Here is a 19002-nt window from a genome sequence, read left to right on the forward strand (position 1 = left end):
CGGCAGAGCCCCCGGGACGGTTCGCCAGCCGCGATGGCATTCAATCACTTACCGGCAGGCGTGCACGACGCCTTGGTCCCATTGTCCGTCACGCCAGTGACACACTCGGTGCCGATGGCCAAGAATCTCCGATCCGATCGACCCTCGACGGACCCCGGCTCCCGCCTTGCGCCGAGCACGGTCCTGGACCGGCTCGCCGCCGGCCCGAGCCGGGCTGCGCGCATCACTCATACGGAGCACTTGCCCCCGCGAGCGGGCCGCCATGCCGTCTGGCCTGACCGGATTCGTTCGGAGGTCGTGGCGGCCGTCCAGGCGTGCGGCATCGACCACCCCTGGGCCCACCAGGCACAGGCTGCCGAGCACGCCCTGGACGGCGACTCGGTGGTCGTCGCGACCGGAACCGCCTCCGGCAAGTCCCTGGCGTACCTCGTGCCGGTCCTCTCGACCCTCCTGGACGGCTCCGAGGCCCCGAACGGCCGCGGCGCCACCACGCTCTACCTGGCTCCCACGAAGGCCCTGGCGGCGGACCAGTGCCGCTCGGTGAAGGAACTTTCACAACCGCTGGGCAATTCGGTGCGCCCCGCGGTCTACGACGGCGACACGCCGTTCGAGGAACGCGAGTGGATCCGTCAGTACGCCAACTACGTGCTGACCAACCCGGACATGCTGCACCGCGGGATACTCCCCTCCCACCCCCGCTGGTCCTCCTTCCTGAAGGCACTCAAGTACGTCGTCATCGACGAGTGCCACACCTACCGGGGCGTCTTCGGCTCGCACGTCGCCCAGGTCCTGCGGCGTCTGCGCCGCCTCTGCGCCCGCTACGGCGCCTCCCCCGTCTTCCTGCTGGCCTCCGCGACCGCCGCCGAGCCCGCGGTCGCCGCCCGCCGCCTGACCGGCCTCCCGGTGGTCGAGGTCGCCGACGACGCCTCACCCCGCGGCGAACTGGTCTTCGCCCTCTGGGAACCGCCCCTGACGGAGATGCAGGGCGAGAAGGGCGCCCCGGTCCGCCGTACGGCCACCGCCGAGACGGCAGATCTGTTGACGGACCTCGCCGTCCAGGGCGTCCGCTCGGTCGCCTTCGTCCGCTCCCGGCGCGGCGCCGAGCTGATCTCGGTGATCGCCCAGGAACGGCTCGCCGAGGTCGACCGCTCCCTGGCCCGCCGGGTCGCCGCCTACCGCGGCGGCTATCTCCCGGAGGAGCGCCGCGCCCTGGAACAGGCCCTCCACTCGGGCGAGTTGCTGGGCCTGGCCGCCACGACCGCCCTCGAACTCGGCATCGACGTCTCGGGCCTGGACGCCGTACTGATCTCCGGCTACCCCGGCACGCGCGCGTCCCTGTGGCAGCAGGCGGGCCGCGCCGGACGGGCCGGCCAGGGCGCCCTCGCCGTGCTGGTGGCCCGCGACGACCCCCTGGACACCTTCCTCGTCCACCACCCCGAGGCCCTCTTCGACCAGCCGGTGGAGTCCACGGTCCTCGACCCCGACAACCCGTACGTCCTCGCCCCGCACCTGTGCGCGGCCGCGGCGGAACTGCCCCTGGTCGACGAGGACCTGGAGCTGTTCGGGCCGTCGTGCGAGGACCTGCTGCCGCAGCTGGAGTCCGCGAGGCTCCTGCGCCGCCGCACCAAGGCCTGGCACTGGACCCGCCGGGAGTCGGCCGCCGACCTGGCCGACATCCGCGGCCAGGGCGGCACGCCGGTCCAGATCGTCGAGTCGGGCACGGGCCGTCTGCTGGGCACGGTCGACGCGGGCGCCGCCCACACCACCGTCCACGAGGGCGCGGTCCACCTCCACCAGGGCCGCACGTACTTGGTCCGCTCCCTGGACCTGGACGACTCGGTCGCCCTGGTCACGGAGGCGAACCCGCCCTATTCGACGGTGGCCCGCGACACGACGGCCATCTCCGTCCTGGAGACCGACGTCGAGATCCCCTGGGGCGACGGCCGCCTGTGCTACGGCTCCGTCGAGGTCACCAACCAGGTGGTCTCCTTCCTGCGCAGACGCCTCATCACCGGTGAAGTGCTCGGCGAGACGAAACTCGACCTCCCTCCTCGTACGCTCCGCACCCGCGCGGTGTGGTGGACCGTCACCGAGGACCAGCTCGACGAGGCCCGGATCAACCCGGAGATCCTCGGCGGCGCCCTGCACGCCGCCGAACACGCCTCCATCGGCCTCCTCCCCCTCTTCGCGACCTGCGACCGCTGGGACATCGGCGGCGTGTCGATCCCCCTCCACCCCGACACGCTGCTCCCCACGGTCTTCGTCTACGACGGCCACCCGGGCGGCGCCGGCTTCGCGGAGCGCGCCTTCCACACGGCCCGGGCCTGGCTCACGGCCACCCGCGAGGCCATCGCCGCCTGCGAATGCGACGCCGGCTGCCCGTCCTGCATCCAGTCCCCCAAGTGCGGCAACGGCAACGACCCGCTGCACAAGAGGGGGGCGGTACGGCTGCTCACGGTGCTGTTGCGGGGGGCGCCGGGGGAGGCGGCCCCGGAGAGCGCGGAGCAGGTGCCGCAGGGGGCTCCGGCACGGGCGGCCGCACCGGCGCCGGCACCGCAGGTCCCGCCCGTGCCCTGATCTCCGCGGTGAACGGCCCTCGTCCCGACGCCGCCGTCACGTCCGAGATCTCGCCGACCAGCGCGCACCGCACGAGCCGCGTCCCCTGCTCCCGCGCCAGCTCCTCCGCCCGGGCACAGGCCGCCTCGGGCCCGTCGGCCCAGTGGTCCGCCGCTGCGAGCGCCGCGAGATCAGCACTCCCGGCCGCGCGATGCCGTACGACGACGGCCTGCCCGAGGGCGAGCACGCCCCCGAACACCACGCACAGCACCGCGATGGCACCGACGCTCCAGACGGTCGCCGAACCACGGTCCGACCGAGCGGCGACGAGGTGGACGCCGACGAACCGCGCGGCAGCTCGGCGGGTCCTGACCAGGCAGGCGCCGGCGAGTAGGGCAGCAGCCCTGCGGACGTCGGTCCACCGGACGTTGCTCGGCTCGGCGTGCAGCGACCCGCCCCTCATCCCCCTCCCTCCACCGTCTCCTCCGCCAACGCCACGGCCTCCTCCCGCACCTCGAACGGCAGACCGCTCAGTGCCGGTGGCTTCGCCACGACGACCACGCGGACCCGGTCGCCCTCCCGGGCGACCGTGACCTCCGCGTCGCGGGGTGCCGTGTCCCGGGCCACCCGGACGACCGCGTCGGCGGGGTCCTGGCGGGCCGCCGCCCTGGCACCGGTCCTGGCCGCGTCCACGCACTGGATCTGTGCGGCCACCACGAGCAGCCCCCACACCAGCGCCATCGCGAACATCACCAGGACCGGCAGCACCATGGCCGACTCCGCCGTCACGAACCCCTGGTCCGCCGCCCGTTCACGCCTTCGCATCGAGAGCCTGCTTCACGATGGCCTGGAGCTCCGCGCTGACGGTCCCGCTCGTCACCACCTTGTAGAGCACCACCGCGAAGGCCACCGCCGCGACGATCCCCATCGCGTACTCGGAGGTGACCATCCCCGCGTCCCGGCGCATCGACCGCACCGAGAACACCGATCGCGCCCGGCACATCACACCGCACATCAGGGCACCCATCCGCGCCCGTACCGCCTTGTACATCTCAACCCCCCGTGAGGTTCAGTCCTGTTGCCTGTCACTCGCCTGCCTGCTGCTCGTCGCCGGATCACCGGCCGCCGTCCGTCATCGCCCACCTCCTCCCAGCACTCCGCCCGCGAGCCCGATCACGATCGGCAGGACGCCGACCGCGATGAACGCGGGCAGGAAACACAGCCCCACCGGCGCGGTGACCAGCACGGCGGCCCTGCGGGCCCGAGCCGTCGCGGCGCGCCCCCAGTCGGCGCGGGCGTCCGCGGCGAGCCCAGCGACCGGCGCCGCCGCGGGCAGCCCGGTCACATCGGCGCGTGCCAGCAGCCGTGCCAGCGGTCCGGCTCCCGGAGTCGAGGCGAGCCTCCGCCACGCCTCGCCCGGCGCACCGCCGAGCCGCACTTCCGCCGCCCCGCGCGCGAGGCCCTCGCCGACGGGTCCGCCCAGTGCCTCCCCGACGGCCTGCGCCGCGATCACCGGACCGGCGCCGGCCGCGATGCAGGCGGCCAGCAGGTCGGCGGCGAGCGGGAGTTGCCGCTCCGCCTCGCGCACGTCGGCCTCCCGGGCACCGCCGCCGGCCGCTTCCCGGCGCCGCCACCGCCACAGTCCCGCCGCGACGACCGCCCCGACCACGACACCGGGAACCCCACCGACCAGCACCCACCCGGCGCCCCCCGCGCCGGCCACGGGCAGCCATCGCCGCGCGAACTCCCGCCCCTCGAACCGGGGACCGTCGGCCGTGGCCTCCGCAGCCGCCAGCAGCTCGCCCAACCTCCGCCGCACTCTCCGCTCACGCCGGGCAGCGGCACCCCACCGGAAGAGCCAGGCGACGACCACCACAGTCCCCAGGACCACCCCCAGCCTGTGGACAACTTCCGGGCTCACGCCGCCTCAGCTCCCCGCACGATCCGCATCGCCCACCACATCCCGAGGCCCTCCAGCAGTCCCCCGACCACCAGACAGCCCAGCCCGGCCCCCGAGTGCAGCAGGACCCGCAGGGGATCGGCGCCGAGGGCGGCACCGAGACCCAGCCCCAGGACCGGCAGCGCGGCGAGCATCCACGCCGTGGACCGCGCCCCGGCCAACTGAGCGCGCAGATCGGCCCGTTGATCCCGCTCGGCCCGCAACGCCCCCTCCAGCCGATCGAGCCCGGCCGCCAGCCCGGCTCCCTGATCCACGGCCACCCGCCAGCAGGCGGCAAGCCCCAGCAGTCCCTCGGCCCCCGGCCGCCGAGCCGCCGCAGCCAGCGCCCCGGGAACATCCCCACCGAACCGGGCCGCCGCCAACACGACGGCCTGCGCATCGCCGAGCCCACTGCCTCCCGGCCCTCCAGGCCCTGCTCCCCCGGACCCGAGCCCACCCGAGCCGATCACCCCGGCCTCGGTCACCCCGACCCCGGTCACCCCAACCCCTTCCGCACCGACCCCGTGCATCCCGGCGTTCATCCCGACCCCCTCGAAGTCCCGCACCGCCACCACCAGCGCCTCCCCCGGCTGCCGTCCCGCCCGTACCTCCCCGGCGACCGCCGCGCACAGCGCGATCACCACGTCGGCCCGCCGCTCACGCACCCGACGCGCCTCCCGGGCCAACCGCACCCGCCTCAGCAACGGCACCCCGGCCGCCCCCGCGAGGACCGGCAGCACCGAAGCCCCCAGCACGGCAAGCACCAGTCCGACGACCGCCGCCGACCACTCGAACCCCAGCCGCCCGCGAACCCGCCGCAGTTCCCCGACCAGGTGCCGCCAGCCCGGTGGCCCGACCCCCGCCACCCCACCGCCCGCCAACAGCGCCTGCGCCCGCCGCAGCCCGGACCGCCGCCCGCCCCACAGCCACACGGCCAGACCAAGGCCCCCTACAGCCGCCCCCACCGACATCTCACCCATCCCGCTCACCACACCCACGCCCCTCTCCTCGACCGAGCTGTCTCCCACACGGCACTGCCGCTCCAAAGCGACCCAGTCGCCCAACACCCTTCGCCATGGCCTCAGTCACCCGCCCTCCCCCACCGCACCCCCGAGCAGCCCCCGCAACCGCTCCCACCCCCGCTCGTGCACGAACGCCTCCGCCCCCCACCGCAGCGCCGGAACCGTCCGCACCCACCCCGAGGCGTCCCGCTCCAGCACCCGCACCTCGGCGATCCGCCGTCGCCCGGTCCGGTCGCGCACGAGATGCAGTACGACCGACAACGCGGCCGCCAACTGGCTGTGCAGCGCGGCCCGATCGAGCCCGGCGGACGTCCCCAGCGCCTCCAGGCGGGCCGGGACATCGGCCGCCGCGTTCGCGTGCACGGTCCCGCAGCCGCCCTCATGACCCGTGTTCAACGCGGCCAGCAGATCCACCACTTCGCGCCCACGCACCTCGCCCACGACCAGCCGGTCGGGCCGCATCCGCAGCGCCTGCCGCACCAGGTCCTCGAGCGTGACGAGTCCGGCGCCCTCCTGGTTGGCGGGTCTGGTCTCCAGCCGCACGACGTGCGGATGGTCCGGCCTGAGCTCCGCCGAGTCCTCCGCGAGCACGATCCGCTCGCCCGGCCCGACGAGCCCCAGCAGCGCGCTCAGCAAGGTCGTCTTCCCGAACCCCAGACAGAGACACCACTAATCAGGCAGACTCGGGAGCATGAGCCCAACTCTCCGCTCCGCCGTCGACGTTGCCGCGGGCGGCAAGACCCGCGCCGTCATCTACTGCCGCATCAGCCAGGACCGCACCGGCGCCGGCCTCGGCGTCGACCGGCAGCGCGAGGACTGCGAGGCCCTCGCCGAGCGCATGGGCTGGGACGTCCTCGAGGTGTACGTCGACAACGACGTGAGCGCCTTCTCCGGCAAGCTCCGCAAGGACTACCGGCGCATGCTCGCCGACCTCGACGAGGGCAAAGCCACCATCGTCATCGTCTGGCACACCGACCGGCTCACCCGCTCGATCGTCGAGCTGGAGGAGTACATCGAACTGTCCGACCGCCGCGGCATCTCCACCCACACCGTGCAGGCCGGGACGATCGACCTCGCCACCCCCTCCGGCCGGATGACCGCGCGCATCCTCGGCGCCGTCGCCCGCCAGGAGTCCGAGCACAAGGGCCACCGCGTCGCCCGGGCCCGGCAGCAGAAGGCCATGAACGGCGAGTGGGCGGGCGGCATCCGCCCGTTCGGCTGGGGTGTGCCCACGGGCGAGATGAAGAAGCGGGTCGACCGCAAGACCGGCGAGGAGAGCGAGGTCCCCGAGCTCGACATGCTCAAGGCCGTGCCCGAGGAAGCAGAGGCGCTGCGCTACTGGACGGACGAGATCCTGTCCGGCGGGTCGATCCGCTCGCTCGTGAAGTGGTGCGCCGACAAGGGCGTCACCACGACCCGCGGGAACGCGGTCTCCCACGCCGACATGCGGGACATGCTGATGCGTCCCAGGAACGCCGGGATCGCCGTCTACAAGGGCGAGGAGGTCGGCCGCGGGAAGTGGGAGCCGATCGTCGACGAGGCGAAGTTCAGGGCCGTCGTGGCGATCCTGTCGGATCCGTCCCGCACGACGAACCGCGGCGCTCAGCCGAAGTGGCTGGGCTCCCTCGTGTACGTGTGTGGCCGCAACGCGTGCGGGAAGGGCATGACCGTCACCATGTCCGGCGGCCGCGCGTATCCCTCGTACCGGTGCCCGACCGGGCACGGCGGCGGCCGGCGGGCCGAGATCGTGGACCAGTACGTCGAGGACACGATCGTCGAGCGCCTGTCACGGGACGACGCGCACGAGCTGCTGGAGCCCGCCCCGGACGGCGTGGACGTGGCCCGCCTCCAGGCGGAGGCCGAGGAGATCAGGGGCCGCATGAGGAATCTGGGCGGCATGTTCGGTGCGGGACAGCTGGAGCTGGCCCCGTTCACGGAGGGAATGGAGACGGCGCGTGCCCAGCTGGACGGGATCACGCAGCAGCTGGCGCGCGCGGTGACCCGGGACCCGGTGGCGGCACTGGTGGGGGCTCAGGACGTGCGTAAGGCGTGGAAGGGGCTCGGTCTGGACCAGCAGCGGACGGTGCTGCGGGCGCTGGTCGAGGTGACGCTGAAGACTCCGCGGCAGGGGCGGATGCCTGACGGCGGGTACTTCGACTACGACGCCGTCGTCTTCACGTGGAAACGGGGGGCGGCTCGATGAGGGCTATGCCTCATCCAAAACGTCAGGCAGCTTTTTGGCGTTGATGTACGTCCTCCAATGCCCTGCCGGTGTGAAACCGAGAGCTGTGGAATATACCCGCATGAACTCACGCAAGCCCTCTTCGTCATTGAAAGAATCGAAATCTCCGCGATCGATTGCGTTGATTACAGATGAGTCGAGGCCAATCACCTTGCGGGCATCCTTCAATGTGATGCCGGAGCGCTCCCTAGCCGCCAAGAAGCTCCTGCCCAATTCCTGAAAAGCAGCCTGCCGCGGGGTGAGCCGAGGGCGATTGGAGACCCGCGAAGGCATGGGGCCAAAACGCGCGACGTCCGCAGGGTCGGGCCCAGAGGCTTTGGCCTCCTCTGATGCCGGGTAGGGCTCGCCGCTCGCTCGGATGTAGGCGGGCACAATAGAGTTGGCGGAGCTATCCAGCCATCCTGTGGCAGTGATCCCCGCCTGGTTTGCTCGGTGGACCCAGGTGCGGACGGTAGCGGGAGCGACACCGTGCGCCTCTGCCATCTCGCTGACTACGTCCGCAGATCCTGAGGCCAGTCGTTCAGTATATTCATCCATGGCTTCCGCGAGTTTCACGAGCCCATTCCAGCTGCGGGCGGCTCCCCGGCTTTCTTCTGGGTCGAGATCAGGGCGGACGCGACGCACCGTCTCAATGGCTCGTTGTCGTCGATCTAGCGGAACATGAAGGGGAGTAGCGATCTCTTCATCTGGGAACTCCGGCCCGTTCAGCAGGCCATTCTCGACTAGCCTCTGATACTCGCCTGGCTCTAGCGGAATTGACACCGCGGCGAGACTGCGTTGCAAAACAGCCTGGGTGACAGCGGCCTGCGCAATCCGGTCCCATCGCGCCAAGGGCATGTCTTTGATGGCGCCCGGCCCGAAGCGCGCGGCCCCTGCTGGCCGTTCCCCCTGGAGGAGCTGTACCGAGAAGCCAACAAGTTCGATCTGGCGCTGCTGGTCTGGGACTAGGTAGTCAAAGAACGCCCGGACCCCCTGGTGACTGGCGTCCTGGACGGAGACGTGAGCCACAGCGTCGGCGCTGTGCGGCGTCGCGGCCTCGAAGTCGACCGACACGGTCATCTGCGGGTCGCTGTCGTTGGGGGTGCGGCCGGCGGGGGCTTCAGAGCCCCTCTGCTGGTCGGTCATGCCCCCATCCTGCGGAACGAGCAACGTTCACGCAACACCTCTCCTTGGGCGTTGCGCGAACATGTTGAAACTTGTCTACGCACGTGTTGCAACATGTTGTGAAACGGCCAAGGGATAGCGTTGCGAAAGTGTCCTCCGTCTGCGTTTCATAGGTGCCATGACACCGGAACAACTCCGGACCGTCGGTGAACTACGGCACCTCGCAGTCACAGGAGAAGCGCGAGCACGTCGCGTCTCTCTGCACATCGGGCTCCGAGAACTCGCACGCGTCATCGGCGTGAGTCCATCAGCCCTCTCGCGGTGGGAGAACCGCATCAATCTCCCGCGCGGCGATCACGCCCTGCGCTGGGCAAACGCCCTTGGTGTCCTCTCCACCACAGAGGCTGGCGCCTCGCCCGTGTACCAGCCGGGCGAGTCCGCCGGAAACGACGAAGCGGCCGGGTACCAGCCGGCCGCCTCAGTCGAGCAAGCCCACGAACCCACGCAATGAGAACGGGAACAGCTCTGATGAACAAGGGAACCACGGCAACGGCGCCGTTGACCAGCCAGCCCAGCCCCGCCGACGAGATGGTCGGCCGGATCCACGCCGCGAGCCTCGACAAGCTCGTCGCCGCGATGCCGACCGCAGTCGACCGGGCGATGCAGAGGACCATCCCCGGCAAGTACACGCCCGAGCTGGCCGCAGCGGTCGCCGAGACAGCCATCAGCATGCTGACCGGCAAGCTCTGCCCCGTGTGGCCGACGCTCTGCACCGACACGACACCGGGGCACTACGACCACTTCAACCACCAGCACAAGGTCACCGACAAGCGCGGGCAGACGCTCCTCGACCTCTCCTTCGTCCAGCTCTCCGACGAGGACGGCGACAGCCCCGCGAAGGTCTGCCTCGGCGGGATGGTCTCGGAGGACTACGCGCCGTCCGAGGTCCGTGAGGCGACCGCGAAGATCCGCCGACTCCTCGACGAGGCCGACGACATGGCCGACACCGTTCTGCGGATGCAGGGCGGCGACGTCCCGACCCCTTCGGCCCGCGCGTTCAGCACGGCCCTGGACCACATCAACGCGGCGTTCGAGGCGTCCACCAACCACAGCCAGACGCGGGACGCACTGCGGACGTACATCGACATGACCGTCGACGAGTTGGCCGACAAGTCCACCGGCGTGCAGGACCGCACCGAAGGCGGTGCCCAGGCATGACCACCCAGATCACGCACGCGGACTCCGAGGCCTTGGCCGCCAAGCACGGGCTCCCGGTCGTCGAGTGGGACGCCACCAACCTCAGCGAAGACCTTCGCGACAAGATCATGGCCTTCTACTCCGAGACCAAAGACGACCGCGTCATCGTCGTCTTCACCGGCCAGGACCCCGTCGAGCGGCTCCACGCCATCCGCCAACTCCTCGCCCACCCCAAGGTGTCGGCGTGACCGCGCGCACCAGCATCGAGGCGGCCGGGGGTGTGCAGCTCGTGGACACCCCCGGCCGCCCGGCCCAATCGGAGCCGGGGGAACACTCAACGGAATCTGTGCTGTCCTTGGAGACAGGCGCGGGGCCTGATGACTCCACGAGGGAGGATTCCATGGCCCTGCCACGCCATCCGGCCCGGCCTGTCCGCTTCGAGGACCCAGCACGGAACGCCGCCTACTGGGCGCGCATCGAGCGCATCGTCGACTCCGCCCCGCCGCTGACCGACGAGCAGCGCGCCGTGATCCGTACCGCGTTCCATCAGCCCGAGGCACGGAGGGCAGCAGCATGACGCGCACCCCGCTCGACACGTTCCTCTCCGACCAGGCCCTCGCCACCGCGCGCGTCGTCGCCACCGACCCGGGCACCGTCCCCGTCGCGATCACCGCGGCCAACGGTGAGCAGTGCACCTGGTGCGACTGTCCCGACGGGCCCGACTCCCCGCACAACCAGCGCGGTTACCGGTGCCCCGGATGCCCGGCGACGGCCAAGTACGTGGTCAGCACGTTCTCCGGGCCCAACCTGCGCTACGACTTCCCGGCCTGCGACCGGCACCACACCGACATCCTCGCGTCCATCGCTCAGGTCGTAGGAGGCACCCGATGACCGACCGTCGCCCCGGCCAGTGGCCGGTCCAGCACCCCGTCCCCCGCGACCCGCAGACCGCGGCCACCGCTCCCGTCACCCAGCTGCCCGTGCGGGTTGAGGTGCCCGTCCCGGACGTGCGGCTCGTCGCGGTCGTCGACCTCACCGACGAGTACGCGACGCACGACGACGTCTCCCGCGCCCTGTACGAGCAGACCATGCGGGCCAGCGACTGCCACACCGCCGTCGTGCGGCTCGGCGAGGCCGCGATCCGCAAGCACCTCACCCTGCCGCGCGCCATCGCGGGCGCCTTCTTCCTGTCCGCTCAGCGCATCGAGGTCCACGTTCCGGCCGGCACCCGCTACGCGTACTTCGCGGCGCGAGTCCGGCAGGAACTGGAGCAGATCTGCGCCGACCACGCCCAGATGCTCAGCAGCACCCGAACTCCCGGCTGACCCCGGGAGCGCCGCGGCCCCGGGCCAATCCCCTGGCTCGGGGCCGCACGCGCACTCACGAACACCACTGGCCCCGCTCGTAGAAGAGAGCACGTTCGTGAACAGCAGCACCGCCCTCCCGCTGTTCGGGGAGGACACCGAGCAGGACGAGGCGGAGATCCAGCCGCTCCCGCCTGCTCTCGGCATGGCCGCCGCCGCGGCCCGCCTTGTCCCCTACCGGGACACCCAGTTCGAGGACGGCCACGCGCGCGCCCTGCTCGTCGTCGACTGCCCGTTCTGCGACCACCAGCACGTCCACTCCGCCGGCCTCGCTACGGCGCCCCGCATCTGCCCCCGACAGTCGCGCTGCGTCGGCCGCCCCGGCGGCTCGTACTACTTCCCGGCGGTGACCCAGTGACCAGGCTCCTGGAGATCCCACGCGACCTGCCGTCTGCGGCAGTGGCCTACGCCGCTGCCGGGGTCCGCGTCTTCCGGGTGCGGCCGGACAAGGCCCCGTTCGCCAACTGCGCCCGGTGCAGGCCCCCGACGGAGAAGCGACCGAACCCCTTCTACATCGAGCACCGCCCCGAGGAGTGCCGCTGCACCGCCCGCACCTGCCACGGCTTCCACGCGGCGACCACCGACGTCGCCCTGGTCCGGCAGTGGTGGGCTGAGCAGCCGGACGCCAACATCGGCGCGCCCTGCGCCCTGAACGGCTGGGCCGTCCTCGACATCGACCCCCGGCACGGCGGCGACCAGTCCTACGCGGTGCTGGAGCAACGCGTCGGGGTGCTGCCCGGCACCGTCATGCAGCTCACCGGTGGCGGCGGACTCCACATCCTCTACCGCACCCCCGGCGTGTTCCTGCCGGGCACCCTCGGCCCCGGCCTGGACGTCAAGCACAACGGCTACATCCTGCTCGCGCCCTCCGTGCACGCCAGCGGCGGCCGGTACCGCTGGTCCGGGCATGGCCGTTTCCTCCGGCCTGAGGTGTGTTGGCCGGCCGTCCTCACGCCTCAGCAGAGGAGGGCGGCATGACGACGTCGGAGGAGATCGAGCAGGGCGTGGACGCGGCGTTGTCCAAGCTCGGTGCGGCCGCGCCCCCGCCGCCCCGGCAGGGCTCGTCGCGCGGGTCCTTCCGCGTGTCCTCCGACCGCATCGACTCGTACACGCAGAAGGCCCTCCAGGACGAGTGCGACGCCATCGTGCAAGCCCCGCATGGCACCCAGAACAACACGATCAACAAGGCGGCCTTCAACGTCGGCACGCTCGTCGGGGCGGGCGCCGTCGACGAGGACGAGGCCCGCGAAATGCTGCTCGCAGCCGCACGGGCGGGCAACCACCCTGAGCGGCGGGCGGAAGCCAGCGTCGCCTCCGGGCTCCGAGACGGACAGCAGCACCCCCGGGCCCCGTGGCCGCCGGTCTCGCGCAGCAACCACGCTGACAGCTTCCGCCGCCTCGTCGCGGATGCCGACGGGATCGACTGGAGCGACCTCGAGGACGGCTTCGACGATCCCGTCGACGACCCGGACGCTGAGCCCACCGACGAGCCGCCCGCCGAGGACGACCAGGCCGCGGTCCCTGGGCTGATCCCCGAGGACGTCTACGCAGCACGCGCCGAGTTGCGGCACATCCGGCAGGCCGGCCACTCCCGCAGCCGCTCCGGCGACGTCGCCCTCTTGGCAACCCTCGTCCGGCTGTCCTCGCTGGTCTCGCACCGCATCCGCGCGGACACCGGCATCGCCGGGTACGCCTCGCTCAACCTGTTCGGCGGGGTGGTCGGCCCGTCCGGCATCGGCAAGTCGACCGGCGTCGAGGTCGCCGACCGGCTGCTGCCCGCCCCGCCAGAGCTGGACTTCCGCGATGGTCTGCCCATCGGCTCGGGCGAAGGCCTGGCCGAGGTGTTCATGGGTGTCGTCGAGGAGGAGACAGGCGAGATCAAGAAGAGGGGCGGCACGGAGACCCCGGTCACGGTGACCGTGCGGAAGCAGGTCCGGCACAACGCCTTCTTCTACGTCGACGAGGGCGCCACCATCACCCGGCTCATGCGGGAACGATCCGGCTCGACGCTCGGCGAGACCCTGCGCAGCGCCGCGGTCGGCCAGACCCTCGGGCAGACCAACGCCAGCAAGGACACCAGCCGTTACATCCCCAGCGGCTCGTACAGCATGGGCCTGCTCGTCGGCTTCCAGCCGGAGACCGCGGCCCCCCTGTTCGAGGAGGTGGCCGAGGGCACGCCGCAGCGCTTCGTGTGGGTGCAGGTCATCGACCCGGCCATCCCCGACGTACAGCCGCCGTGGCCCGGCGAGCTCCACGCCTGGCGGGACGCGGCGACCGCAGCGCCCGGCGACGAGGCGAGCAGGTTCGTCCTCGTCACCTTCGACGAGACCATCAAGACCGAGCTGCGCGCCGCCGACCTCGCCAAGGTGCGCGGCCAGGCAGACGTGACCGACCAGAACCCGTTCGACTCGCAGGCCCCGGTAATGCGCGTCAAGCTCGCCTCTCTGCTGGCCATCCTGGCGGGGCGCCGACACGTGACCACCGAGGACTGGTGGCTTGCCCAGCGGCTGTGGGAAGCGTCGTGCGCCACCCGCGACTCGGTGCTGGCGTACAGCGCGGCGCAGCGGCGGGCCGAGCAGGAGCGGCGGACCACGGCGCGCATCGAGGAAGAGGTGCGCGTCGACCACGCGAAGCGGCTGGCCGAGGAACGGCGGGCGGACCGGGCCATCGAACGGATCGCGCGCCGGGTTGCCGTGCTCGTCCGTGAGAAGGGGCCGCAGACCCGCAGCGCGATCCGGGACAGTGTCGCGGGCCGGGACAAGAAGTTCTTGGCGGACGCCTACGCCTACGCGGTCCTCCGCGAGTGGCTGTCCGAGGGGGACGGAAGGTTCGTCCCGGGCCCTGTCCCCCCGTCGTGAGGGGGGGACAGAGGGGGGACAGGGGACAGCGTTTGTCCCCCCCTCTCCCCCGCGGGACACCGTTTTTCGTTCCGTATCGCAACTATTGCAGACGCAAGTAACTCGGCGACCTGCACAAATAAAAGATCAAGATCAACTATTAGAGGACTCGCATAGCGCGCGAGGGAGGGGGGGACAAACAGCGTCCCCCCTGTCCCCCCTTGTCCCCCATCGAGAAGGAGAAGCAGATGATCCCCGCAGAACCGGGTGCGCACGTGGCCCGCTACATCCACAAGAAGGACAACACCCCCGGCGCCCGCTTCAGCACCAAGCCCGTCGTCGCCTGGGACGACATCGGAGCCGCAATGGTCCTCGACACCCGCCGCGGCTACCTCGTTCGGGCGGACTCGTACTCCAACTTCGACGCCGTCGTATCGGCAGACTCCACCCCCGTCGTCGGGGCCATCCCCGGAGGCGGGTGGCGAGCCGAGTACCGCGAGGACGACGGCAGCACAGTCAGCACTCCCGTCGTCGCCTGGAACGTGCGCGCCGACGGTGGCCTCGACCCGATCTGCACTGACCCGGACGGCCTTACCGGCGACCCAACGGACGACGCCAACTTCGTGCGGCTCTACCTGCCCGGCGACGAGTGACCAGCGACTGACGGCCGGGCCTGTCCCAACCAGGCCCGGCCTCCCACCAGCACACCACAGGGAGGGAACCGTGACACCCAACGAGATCCAGATGCTCATCGTCGGCATCAGCCTCGGCGCCCAGCTCGTGGCAGGCCTGCACGCCTTCTGGAACTGGCGCGACGCTCGCCGCGATGCCGCGAACGCTCGGCGCCGGTGGCGGATCATCAACGCCGACCGCTTCCACAACAGCCTCCGCATCTACCAGATCCAGCAGCGGAGCCGAGTGTGAGCGCCTGCGAGTTGTGCGGCGAGGCCGCGGCCGACCGGTACCTGTGCGAGCGGCACACCGTCCGGCTCGCTAAGCAGCTGGCGGATCTGCCCGCGCTGTACGCCGAGGTCGGCGAGTGCCTGGTCCCTCGCCGGTACGGCTGGGGCGAGATCGTCGCCACCAAGGCCGCGGCCGGCCCTCGGTCACCGCTCGACGAGGACGTCCTCGACACAGTCAACTGGGGCCGCGCCTCCGAGGTGACCCGGCTGTGGCGGGTGGACGTGCAGCGCGTCCGCTGGCCGCAGCACGCCGCACCACCGCCGTCCGGGCTGAGCGCCGACTGCCGCTGGCTCGGCATGGAGTTGGAGTGGATCGTCGCCAACTACCCGGCGGCCGGCGATCTGGCGGCCGAGGTGGGCGACCTTGAGCGGGCGGCCCGCTCGATCGTCGGAGACCCGGAGCCGCGTCGTCAGCGGCTCGGTGTGTGCGTCGCGGTGACGGACGACCAGGGAACCGTGTGCGGGGCGGTCCTGTCCCGGCTGCCGGGTGAGCCCGTGCGGTGCCGCTGGTGCGGGACGTCGTACCGGACGGAGCAGGACCTGCTGCTGCTTCAGCACTACCAGCCGCGGCAAACAGCGTGAGCCGCTTGCATCCAACACCCCTATTGGATACCGTGGTGGCGATGGAACCGAAGCCCTGGCGGGACCGGCTCCGCGACGAGGAAGAGCTGTTGGCGCAGCTCAACCAAGCCGTATCCGAGGCCGCCACCCGACGAGCCCAAGCCCTGCGCGATGGCGTAGCGGAACTGGGCACAGTCGCCGCGGTCGCCCGCGACCTCGGCCGCAGCTGGCAGGCGGTCGACCAGGCGCTCAAGCGCGACGCGAAGAAGTCCGCGAAGGACACACCCACAACCGAATAGACAGCGAGGGCCGGACAGCAGCTCCCAGGTGTTGGCGCACCCGGGGCGATCGCACCGCCCGACCCTCTCACCGAACTACCTGACGTAACCAGGAGTCGGCATGACCGATCTTTCCATGCCCGCGCCCACGCGCGGCACCCTCCCGACCCGCACCCTCATCGCCGCGGGCATCATCCGCCGAACCCCGGGCCGCACCCTCACCGTGCGCGTCACCCAGGCCGGCGTCACCGGCAGCATCCGCAAGGCGGGTGCCCGATGAACAAGCCCACCCCCCGCGTCGCCGAGCTGCACAGGCTCGCCGCCCAGGACTACGCCAAGGGCGAGTTGCAGCGCGCCGCCGCCCAGCTCCCGGCCTACGCCCCGGCCGCCCCGTTCTGGCCCTCCACCGAGCCGAGCGACCTCGCCGTCGCCATCCGGGTCGCCCAGCAGATGCTCGACAGCGGCGACGTCCTGAAGGTGCGCGAGGCCCTGCGCCTCCTGCTTCGCTCCCTCGGCGCCGAGCCCACACCCGAACCCGGCCCCGCCGAGGAGTACACGCCCGTCGGCCCCGGCTGCGGCGCCCCCGCGACCGTCCGCTTCGAGGGCTACAGCCCCCGCAATGGGCTCGCGCACGGCAGCCTCGACCTCGCCGTCTACGCCTGCACCGACCACACCACGCAGGCCCGGACGAAGTGGCTCGACGGCCTCATGCCCTACCGCACGGCAACGGCCGGCGCCTCCCGCTGCGGTGAGCGCTTCGACTTCACCAAGCTCGGCGGTGGCCAGTGAGCACCGAGCCCCGCACCGCCGTAGTCAACGTCTTCGTCACCAGGCCCCTGGAGATCGACGAGCCCGACTGGTGCGCCGGCCACCCCGACGACCGCGCCCAGTACAAGGTCGACATCACCCACTTCGGGCCTGAGCACGTCCTCGAGGCCAACGGGATCCAGACGCTCCGCGCGATCATCGCCTCGTCCCCCTTCTCCCAGCACACCCCCGGCCCCGTCCTGTACGTCGAGAACGGCGAGCTCACCGGCTCGTACACCCCCGACGAGGTCGAGGAACTCGCCGACGCCCTCGTCCAGTCGGCGGACCAACTGCGCACCCTCGGCCGCCAGCTCGCCGACATCCTCGCCGGAGGTGGCCAGTGAGCCGGATCAACGCCCGCGACAGCCTCGCCATCGGCGCAGCCACCGTCACCGTCCTGCTCACCGCCGCTGCGTTCTGGCTGTCCTACGAACACCTCCACGACATCGCCGACGGCAACGGCCTCGATGACGCTCGCGCATGGGCATGGCCAGCCACCGTCGACCTGTTCATCGTCGCCGGGGAACTCCTCATGCTCCGGGCGTCGCTCGGGCGCCGTGGCATGGACTGGTGGGCCGTCGCCCTCGCCGCGTTCGGCTCGCTCGGCTCGATCGCGCTGAACGTCGCAGGGGTCGGATACGGGGCCGACCCGATGGAGTACATCGTCGCCGCAGTCCCGCCCTCCGCCGCACTCGTAGCGTTCGGCGCACTCATGCGGCAGCTGCACGAGCGCCTGGCGCAGGACGCCGAGGACGCACCCGCGTCCCCGACCGTCCGCAGCGTCCCGTCCGCCGCCGAGGTGGTACCCGTCGGGGCCCGGCTCCTGCCCCTCGTCGCCCGCCCGGTCCCCGTGGTGACCCTCGAACGCGAGGACACCCAGGACACCCGCAAGACGCTGGAGCTGGACGCCGGGACAGGCGAGGACACCGACGACGGGCCGCCCCCGGAGCCACCCCTCATGACCACCAACGACGTCGCCCAGCGCTACGGCGTCGAGCCGTCCACCGTCCGCAACTGGGTGGCCGCCGGACGCCTGGACGTCTTCAAGAAGGACGCCCGCGGACGCAACCTCTTCCACCCCGAGCAGCTCAACGCCCCGCACGTGGGGGTGGGGGTATGAAGGCGATCCTCTTCGGCGTCGTCCTCGGCGTCCTCCTGCTGTGGCCGGCCGCCCTCAACGCCACCGCAGCCACCATCGGCGCGTGCGCGCAGCCCGCCGTCCTGGCGTTCGTCCTCGGCGTCCTGGCCCGCCCCGCCCTCGCCCGCCGCATGCGGAGGTGGAAGCCGTGAGCGACGCCCTCGACAAGGCCGAGCTGGCGGCGAGAGAGGCTGAGGCGAACACGGCCGCCGTGCAGATCGCGCTCGCCGCCGTCGAGCTGGCCAAGACCGCCCAGGCGCAGACCCAGCAGACTCCGGCGCCGCTGCCGGTGGCCGCCCGGCGTCCCGTCGGCCTGTACGTGGCGGCCGGGATCGGCGGCGCGATCGCCCTCACCTTCCTCGCCATGGCGGCCGCCCTGCTGGCTGTCGCCGTCGCGGTCGGCGGTGTCTGCGCCACCGTCTGTCTGCTCGTCCTCCGGTCGATGTGGGCCGAGTTCCAGAAGGGCCGTTGACCCGCCCCTTCCGTCCCCCGCGGCCCGTCCGCGGGGGCGCGGTAGGGCCGGACCGCCCGGCCCATAACCAGGAGGAACACCGTCGTGAAGCTCAACCCGTTCGCCCGGACCGAGACCACCGAGGAACGCCACCAGCGCACCACCGTCGCCCCGCAGCAGGAAGCCCTCGCCGCCGAGACCGCCGCCCGCGTCGCGCAGTCCACCCGCAGGGGCTGGCGGGACAACGGCACCCCGGAACAGCAGGCCCGCATCGGCTACCGCCGCACCTGACCAGGAGGAATCCCATGCCCAACCTGATCCGCGAGCAGGCCCTGACCGAGGCGCAGAACGCCGCCGCCAAGGCCAAGCGCCTCGCCCAGTACGCCGAGAGCGCCGCCCACAGCTCCGACCCCAACCACTACATCAAGACCAACCGGCTCGCCGAGGCGGGCGCCCTGTGGGCGGACACCGCCCGCGCCTACACCGCCCTCGCCCTGGCCCTGCCCGAGCCGCCCGCCGACGACGAGAACACGGAGGCATGACC

29 protein-coding genes and 2 pseudogenes are annotated in these 19002 nt (G+C 71.8%); 24 read left to right on the forward strand and 7 right to left on the reverse strand.

The genetic code is table 11. The features are described 5' to 3' along the window. Nucleotides 1-33: 33 nt before the first annotated feature. A complete protein-coding gene (locus tag OHN19_RS18790) occupies nucleotides 34-2577 on the forward strand; it encodes a DEAD/DEAH box helicase (RefSeq protein ID WP_330265286.1) in 2544 nt (847 codons plus the stop codon). Here the strand turns inward: OHN19_RS18790 and OHN19_RS18795 are convergent. Continuing rightward, nucleotides 2501-2827, reverse strand: a pseudogene (locus OHN19_RS18795) (Rv3654c family TadE-like protein); the annotation flags it as partial. The gene OHN19_RS18790 and the pseudogene OHN19_RS18795 sit on opposite strands and share 77 nt — an antisense overlap. Here OHN19_RS18795 and OHN19_RS18800 point away from each other — a divergent pair. Continuing rightward, entirely contained in the window at nucleotides 2720-2950 is a 231-nt protein-coding gene (locus OHN19_RS18800; RefSeq protein WP_330269857.1) for a hypothetical protein, read from the forward strand. The pseudogene OHN19_RS18795 and the gene OHN19_RS18800 overlap by 108 nt on opposite strands. A gap of 65 nt (nucleotides 2951-3015) precedes the next feature. On the opposite strand, the gene OHN19_RS18805 is transcribed toward OHN19_RS18800, so the two are convergent. The 5 genes and pseudogenes from OHN19_RS18805 to OHN19_RS18825 form a co-directional block, all read right to left on the reverse strand. After that, the gene (locus OHN19_RS18805; RefSeq protein WP_330265287.1) at nucleotides 3016-3381 is read right to left on the reverse strand and encodes a TadE family type IV pilus minor pilin; all 366 of its coding nucleotides are present in this window, start codon (nucleotides 3379-3381) and stop codon (nucleotides 3016-3018) included. After that, nucleotides 3368-3607: a DUF4244 domain-containing protein gene (locus OHN19_RS18810; RefSeq protein WP_330265288.1), complete on the reverse strand. Its 240-nt coding sequence runs from the start codon at nucleotides 3605-3607 to the stop codon at nucleotides 3368-3370. The genes OHN19_RS18805 and OHN19_RS18810 overlap by 14 nt, the downstream gene beginning before the upstream one ends. An 81-nt stretch (nucleotides 3608-3688) precedes the next feature. Beyond that, nucleotides 3689-4477 (reverse strand): type II secretion system F family protein, encoded by a 789-nt coding sequence (locus tag OHN19_RS18815; RefSeq protein ID WP_330265289.1) that lies wholly within the window; start codon nucleotides 4475-4477, stop codon nucleotides 3689-3691. Continuing rightward, nucleotides 4474-5466 carry a type II secretion system F family protein gene (locus OHN19_RS18820; protein WP_330269650.1) on the reverse strand — a complete coding sequence of 331 codons (993 nt, stop codon included), beginning with the start codon at nucleotides 5464-5466 and terminating at the stop codon, nucleotides 4474-4476. Before OHN19_RS18820 ends, OHN19_RS18815 begins: the two co-directional genes overlap by 4 nt. Nucleotides 5467-5580: 114 nt before the next feature. After that, a pseudogene (locus tag OHN19_RS18825) lies at nucleotides 5581-6171 on the reverse strand (CpaF family protein); the annotation flags it as partial. Between the two features lie 37 nt (nucleotides 6172-6208). Between OHN19_RS18825 and OHN19_RS18830 the strand changes: the two are divergent. Next, a complete protein-coding gene (locus OHN19_RS18830) occupies nucleotides 6209-7720 on the forward strand; it encodes a recombinase family protein (RefSeq protein ID WP_330265290.1) in 1512 nt (503 codons plus the stop codon). A gap of 3 nt (nucleotides 7721-7723) precedes the next feature. On the opposite strand, the gene OHN19_RS18835 is transcribed toward OHN19_RS18830, so the two are convergent. Next, nucleotides 7724-8884: a helix-turn-helix domain-containing protein gene (locus tag OHN19_RS18835; protein ID WP_330265291.1), complete on the reverse strand. Its 1161-nt coding sequence runs from the start codon at nucleotides 8882-8884 to the stop codon at nucleotides 7724-7726. Between the two features lie 157 nt (nucleotides 8885-9041). On the opposite strand from OHN19_RS18835, the gene OHN19_RS43930 reads away from it, so the two are divergent. The 21 genes from OHN19_RS43930 to OHN19_RS18935 all read left to right on the forward strand — a co-directional run bounded on the left by OHN19_RS43930 (nucleotide 9042) and on the right by OHN19_RS18935 (nucleotide 19000). Further along, nucleotides 9042-9374 (forward strand): helix-turn-helix domain-containing protein, encoded by a 333-nt coding sequence (locus OHN19_RS43930; RefSeq protein ID WP_419249526.1) that lies wholly within the window; start codon nucleotides 9042-9044, stop codon nucleotides 9372-9374. Between the two features lie 17 nt (nucleotides 9375-9391). Next, nucleotides 9392-10081, forward strand: a complete 690-nt coding sequence (locus tag OHN19_RS18840) for a hypothetical protein (RefSeq protein ID WP_330265292.1) — start codon at nucleotides 9392-9394, stop codon at nucleotides 10079-10081. Continuing rightward, nucleotides 10078-10308, forward strand: a complete 231-nt coding sequence (locus OHN19_RS18845) for a hypothetical protein (protein WP_330265293.1) — start codon at nucleotides 10078-10080, stop codon at nucleotides 10306-10308. The genes OHN19_RS18840 and OHN19_RS18845 overlap by 4 nt, the downstream gene beginning before the upstream one ends. 152 nt (nucleotides 10309-10460) lie before the next feature. Then, nucleotides 10461-10637, forward strand: a complete 177-nt coding sequence (locus OHN19_RS18850; RefSeq protein ID WP_330265294.1) for a hypothetical protein — start codon at nucleotides 10461-10463, stop codon at nucleotides 10635-10637. Further along, nucleotides 10634-10951, forward strand: a complete 318-nt coding sequence (locus OHN19_RS18855; RefSeq protein WP_330265295.1) for a hypothetical protein — start codon at nucleotides 10634-10636, stop codon at nucleotides 10949-10951. Before OHN19_RS18850 ends, OHN19_RS18855 begins: the two co-directional genes overlap by 4 nt. After that, a complete protein-coding gene (locus OHN19_RS18860) occupies nucleotides 10948-11385 on the forward strand; it encodes a hypothetical protein (RefSeq protein WP_330265296.1) in 438 nt (145 codons plus the stop codon). The genes OHN19_RS18855 and OHN19_RS18860 overlap by 4 nt, the downstream gene beginning before the upstream one ends. A 97-nt stretch (nucleotides 11386-11482) precedes the next feature. Then, nucleotides 11483-11782, forward strand: a complete 300-nt coding sequence (locus OHN19_RS18865; RefSeq protein ID WP_330265297.1) for a hypothetical protein — start codon at nucleotides 11483-11485, stop codon at nucleotides 11780-11782. Continuing rightward, complete coding sequence (locus tag OHN19_RS18870) at nucleotides 11779-12402, forward strand: bifunctional DNA primase/polymerase (RefSeq protein WP_330265298.1); 624 nt, start codon at nucleotides 11779-11781, stop codon at nucleotides 12400-12402. The genes OHN19_RS18865 and OHN19_RS18870 overlap by 4 nt, the downstream gene beginning before the upstream one ends. Beyond that, on the forward strand, nucleotides 12399-14282 hold the full coding sequence (locus OHN19_RS18875; RefSeq protein WP_330265299.1) for a hypothetical protein: 1884 nt from the start codon (nucleotides 12399-12401) through the stop codon (nucleotides 14280-14282). Before OHN19_RS18870 ends, OHN19_RS18875 begins: the two co-directional genes overlap by 4 nt. Before the next feature lie 227 nt (nucleotides 14283-14509). Next, nucleotides 14510-14914, forward strand: a complete 405-nt coding sequence (locus OHN19_RS18880) for a hypothetical protein (RefSeq protein WP_330265300.1) — start codon at nucleotides 14510-14512, stop codon at nucleotides 14912-14914. Nucleotides 14915-14984: 70 nt separating this feature from the next. Next, complete coding sequence (locus tag OHN19_RS18885; RefSeq protein WP_330265301.1) at nucleotides 14985-15185, forward strand: hypothetical protein; 201 nt, start codon at nucleotides 14985-14987, stop codon at nucleotides 15183-15185. After that, entirely contained in the window at nucleotides 15182-15805 is a 624-nt protein-coding gene (locus tag OHN19_RS18890; RefSeq protein WP_330265302.1) for a hypothetical protein, read from the forward strand. Before OHN19_RS18885 ends, OHN19_RS18890 begins: the two co-directional genes overlap by 4 nt. A gap of 41 nt (nucleotides 15806-15846) precedes the next feature. Continuing rightward, nucleotides 15847-16083: a hypothetical protein gene (locus OHN19_RS18895; protein WP_330265303.1), complete on the forward strand. Its 237-nt coding sequence runs from the start codon at nucleotides 15847-15849 to the stop codon at nucleotides 16081-16083. Between the two features lie 100 nt (nucleotides 16084-16183). Further along, nucleotides 16184-16342 (forward strand): hypothetical protein, encoded by a 159-nt coding sequence (locus OHN19_RS18900; protein ID WP_330265304.1) that lies wholly within the window; start codon nucleotides 16184-16186, stop codon nucleotides 16340-16342. Then, nucleotides 16339-16851: a hypothetical protein gene (locus OHN19_RS18905; protein ID WP_330265305.1), complete on the forward strand. Its 513-nt coding sequence runs from the start codon at nucleotides 16339-16341 to the stop codon at nucleotides 16849-16851. The genes OHN19_RS18900 and OHN19_RS18905 overlap by 4 nt, the downstream gene beginning before the upstream one ends. Next, on the forward strand, nucleotides 16848-17213 hold the full coding sequence (locus OHN19_RS18910) for a DUF6907 domain-containing protein (RefSeq protein WP_330265306.1): 366 nt from the start codon (nucleotides 16848-16850) through the stop codon (nucleotides 17211-17213). The genes OHN19_RS18905 and OHN19_RS18910 overlap by 4 nt, the downstream gene beginning before the upstream one ends. Further along, nucleotides 17210-17989 carry a DUF2637 domain-containing protein gene (locus OHN19_RS18915; protein WP_330265307.1) on the forward strand — a complete coding sequence of 260 codons (780 nt, stop codon included), beginning with the start codon at nucleotides 17210-17212 and terminating at the stop codon, nucleotides 17987-17989. Before OHN19_RS18910 ends, OHN19_RS18915 begins: the two co-directional genes overlap by 4 nt. Continuing rightward, nucleotides 17986-18159, forward strand: coding sequence for a hypothetical protein (locus OHN19_RS18920; RefSeq protein WP_330265308.1), 174 nt, complete (start codon nucleotides 17986-17988; stop codon nucleotides 18157-18159). The genes OHN19_RS18915 and OHN19_RS18920 overlap by 4 nt, the downstream gene beginning before the upstream one ends. Then, nucleotides 18156-18479 carry a hypothetical protein gene (locus OHN19_RS18925; protein WP_330265309.1) on the forward strand — a complete coding sequence of 108 codons (324 nt, stop codon included), beginning with the start codon at nucleotides 18156-18158 and terminating at the stop codon, nucleotides 18477-18479. The genes OHN19_RS18920 and OHN19_RS18925 overlap by 4 nt, the downstream gene beginning before the upstream one ends. A gap of 84 nt (nucleotides 18480-18563) precedes the next feature. Beyond that, the gene (locus OHN19_RS18930; protein WP_330265310.1) at nucleotides 18564-18749 is read left to right on the forward strand and encodes a hypothetical protein; all 186 of its coding nucleotides are present in this window, start codon (nucleotides 18564-18566) and stop codon (nucleotides 18747-18749) included. Between the two features lie 14 nt (nucleotides 18750-18763). Next, a complete protein-coding gene (locus tag OHN19_RS18935; protein WP_330265311.1) occupies nucleotides 18764-19000 on the forward strand; it encodes a hypothetical protein in 237 nt (78 codons plus the stop codon). Nucleotides 19001-19002 lie beyond the last annotated feature (2 nt).

It is taken from the genome of Streptomyces griseorubiginosus (assembly GCF_036345115.1).
Taxonomy (GTDB): Bacteria; Actinomycetota; Actinomycetes; order Streptomycetales; family Streptomycetaceae; genus Streptomyces; species Streptomyces griseorubiginosus_C.

Bases quoted from the DNA above. Each gene is read 5' to 3' on its own strand.
- OHN19_RS18790 (WP_330265286.1), top strand. From the start codon at position 34: ATGGCATTCAATCACTTACCGGCAGGCGTGCACGACGCCTTGGTCCCA.
- OHN19_RS18805 (WP_330265287.1), bottom strand. From the start codon at position 3,381: ATGCGAAGGCGTGAACGGGCGGCGGACCAGGGGTTCGTGACGGCGGAG.
- OHN19_RS18810 (WP_330265288.1), bottom strand. From the start codon at position 3,607: ATGTACAAGGCGGTACGGGCGCGGATGGGTGCCCTGATGTGCGGTGTG.
- OHN19_RS18820 (WP_330269650.1), bottom strand. From the start codon at position 5,466: ATGTCGGTGGGGGCGGCTGTAGGGGGCCTTGGTCTGGCCGTGTGGCTG.
- OHN19_RS18830 (WP_330265290.1), top strand. From the start codon at position 6,209: ATGAGCCCAACTCTCCGCTCCGCCGTCGACGTTGCCGCGGGCGGCAAG.
- OHN19_RS18835 (WP_330265291.1), bottom strand. From the start codon at position 8,884: ATGACCGACCAGCAGAGGGGCTCTGAAGCCCCCGCCGGCCGCACCCCC.
- OHN19_RS43930 (WP_419249526.1), top strand. From the start codon at position 9,042: ATGACACCGGAACAACTCCGGACCGTCGGTGAACTACGGCACCTCGCA.
- OHN19_RS18840 (WP_330265292.1), top strand. From the start codon at position 9,392: ATGAACAAGGGAACCACGGCAACGGCGCCGTTGACCAGCCAGCCCAGC.
- OHN19_RS18845 (WP_330265293.1), top strand. From the start codon at position 10,078: ATGACCACCCAGATCACGCACGCGGACTCCGAGGCCTTGGCCGCCAAG.
- OHN19_RS18850 (WP_330265294.1), top strand. From the start codon at position 10,461: ATGGCCCTGCCACGCCATCCGGCCCGGCCTGTCCGCTTCGAGGACCCA.
- OHN19_RS18855 (WP_330265295.1), top strand. From the start codon at position 10,634: ATGACGCGCACCCCGCTCGACACGTTCCTCTCCGACCAGGCCCTCGCC.
- OHN19_RS18860 (WP_330265296.1), top strand. From the start codon at position 10,948: ATGACCGACCGTCGCCCCGGCCAGTGGCCGGTCCAGCACCCCGTCCCC.
- OHN19_RS18875 (WP_330265299.1), top strand. From the start codon at position 12,399: ATGACGACGTCGGAGGAGATCGAGCAGGGCGTGGACGCGGCGTTGTCC.
- OHN19_RS18880 (WP_330265300.1), top strand. From the start codon at position 14,510: ATGATCCCCGCAGAACCGGGTGCGCACGTGGCCCGCTACATCCACAAG.
- OHN19_RS18895 (WP_330265303.1), top strand. From the start codon at position 15,847: ATGGAACCGAAGCCCTGGCGGGACCGGCTCCGCGACGAGGAAGAGCTG.
- OHN19_RS18900 (WP_330265304.1), top strand. From the start codon at position 16,184: ATGACCGATCTTTCCATGCCCGCGCCCACGCGCGGCACCCTCCCGACC.
- OHN19_RS18905 (WP_330265305.1), top strand. From the start codon at position 16,339: ATGAACAAGCCCACCCCCCGCGTCGCCGAGCTGCACAGGCTCGCCGCC.
- OHN19_RS18920 (WP_330265308.1), top strand. From the start codon at position 17,986: ATGAAGGCGATCCTCTTCGGCGTCGTCCTCGGCGTCCTCCTGCTGTGG.
- OHN19_RS18935 (WP_330265311.1), top strand. From the start codon at position 18,764: ATGCCCAACCTGATCCGCGAGCAGGCCCTGACCGAGGCGCAGAACGCC.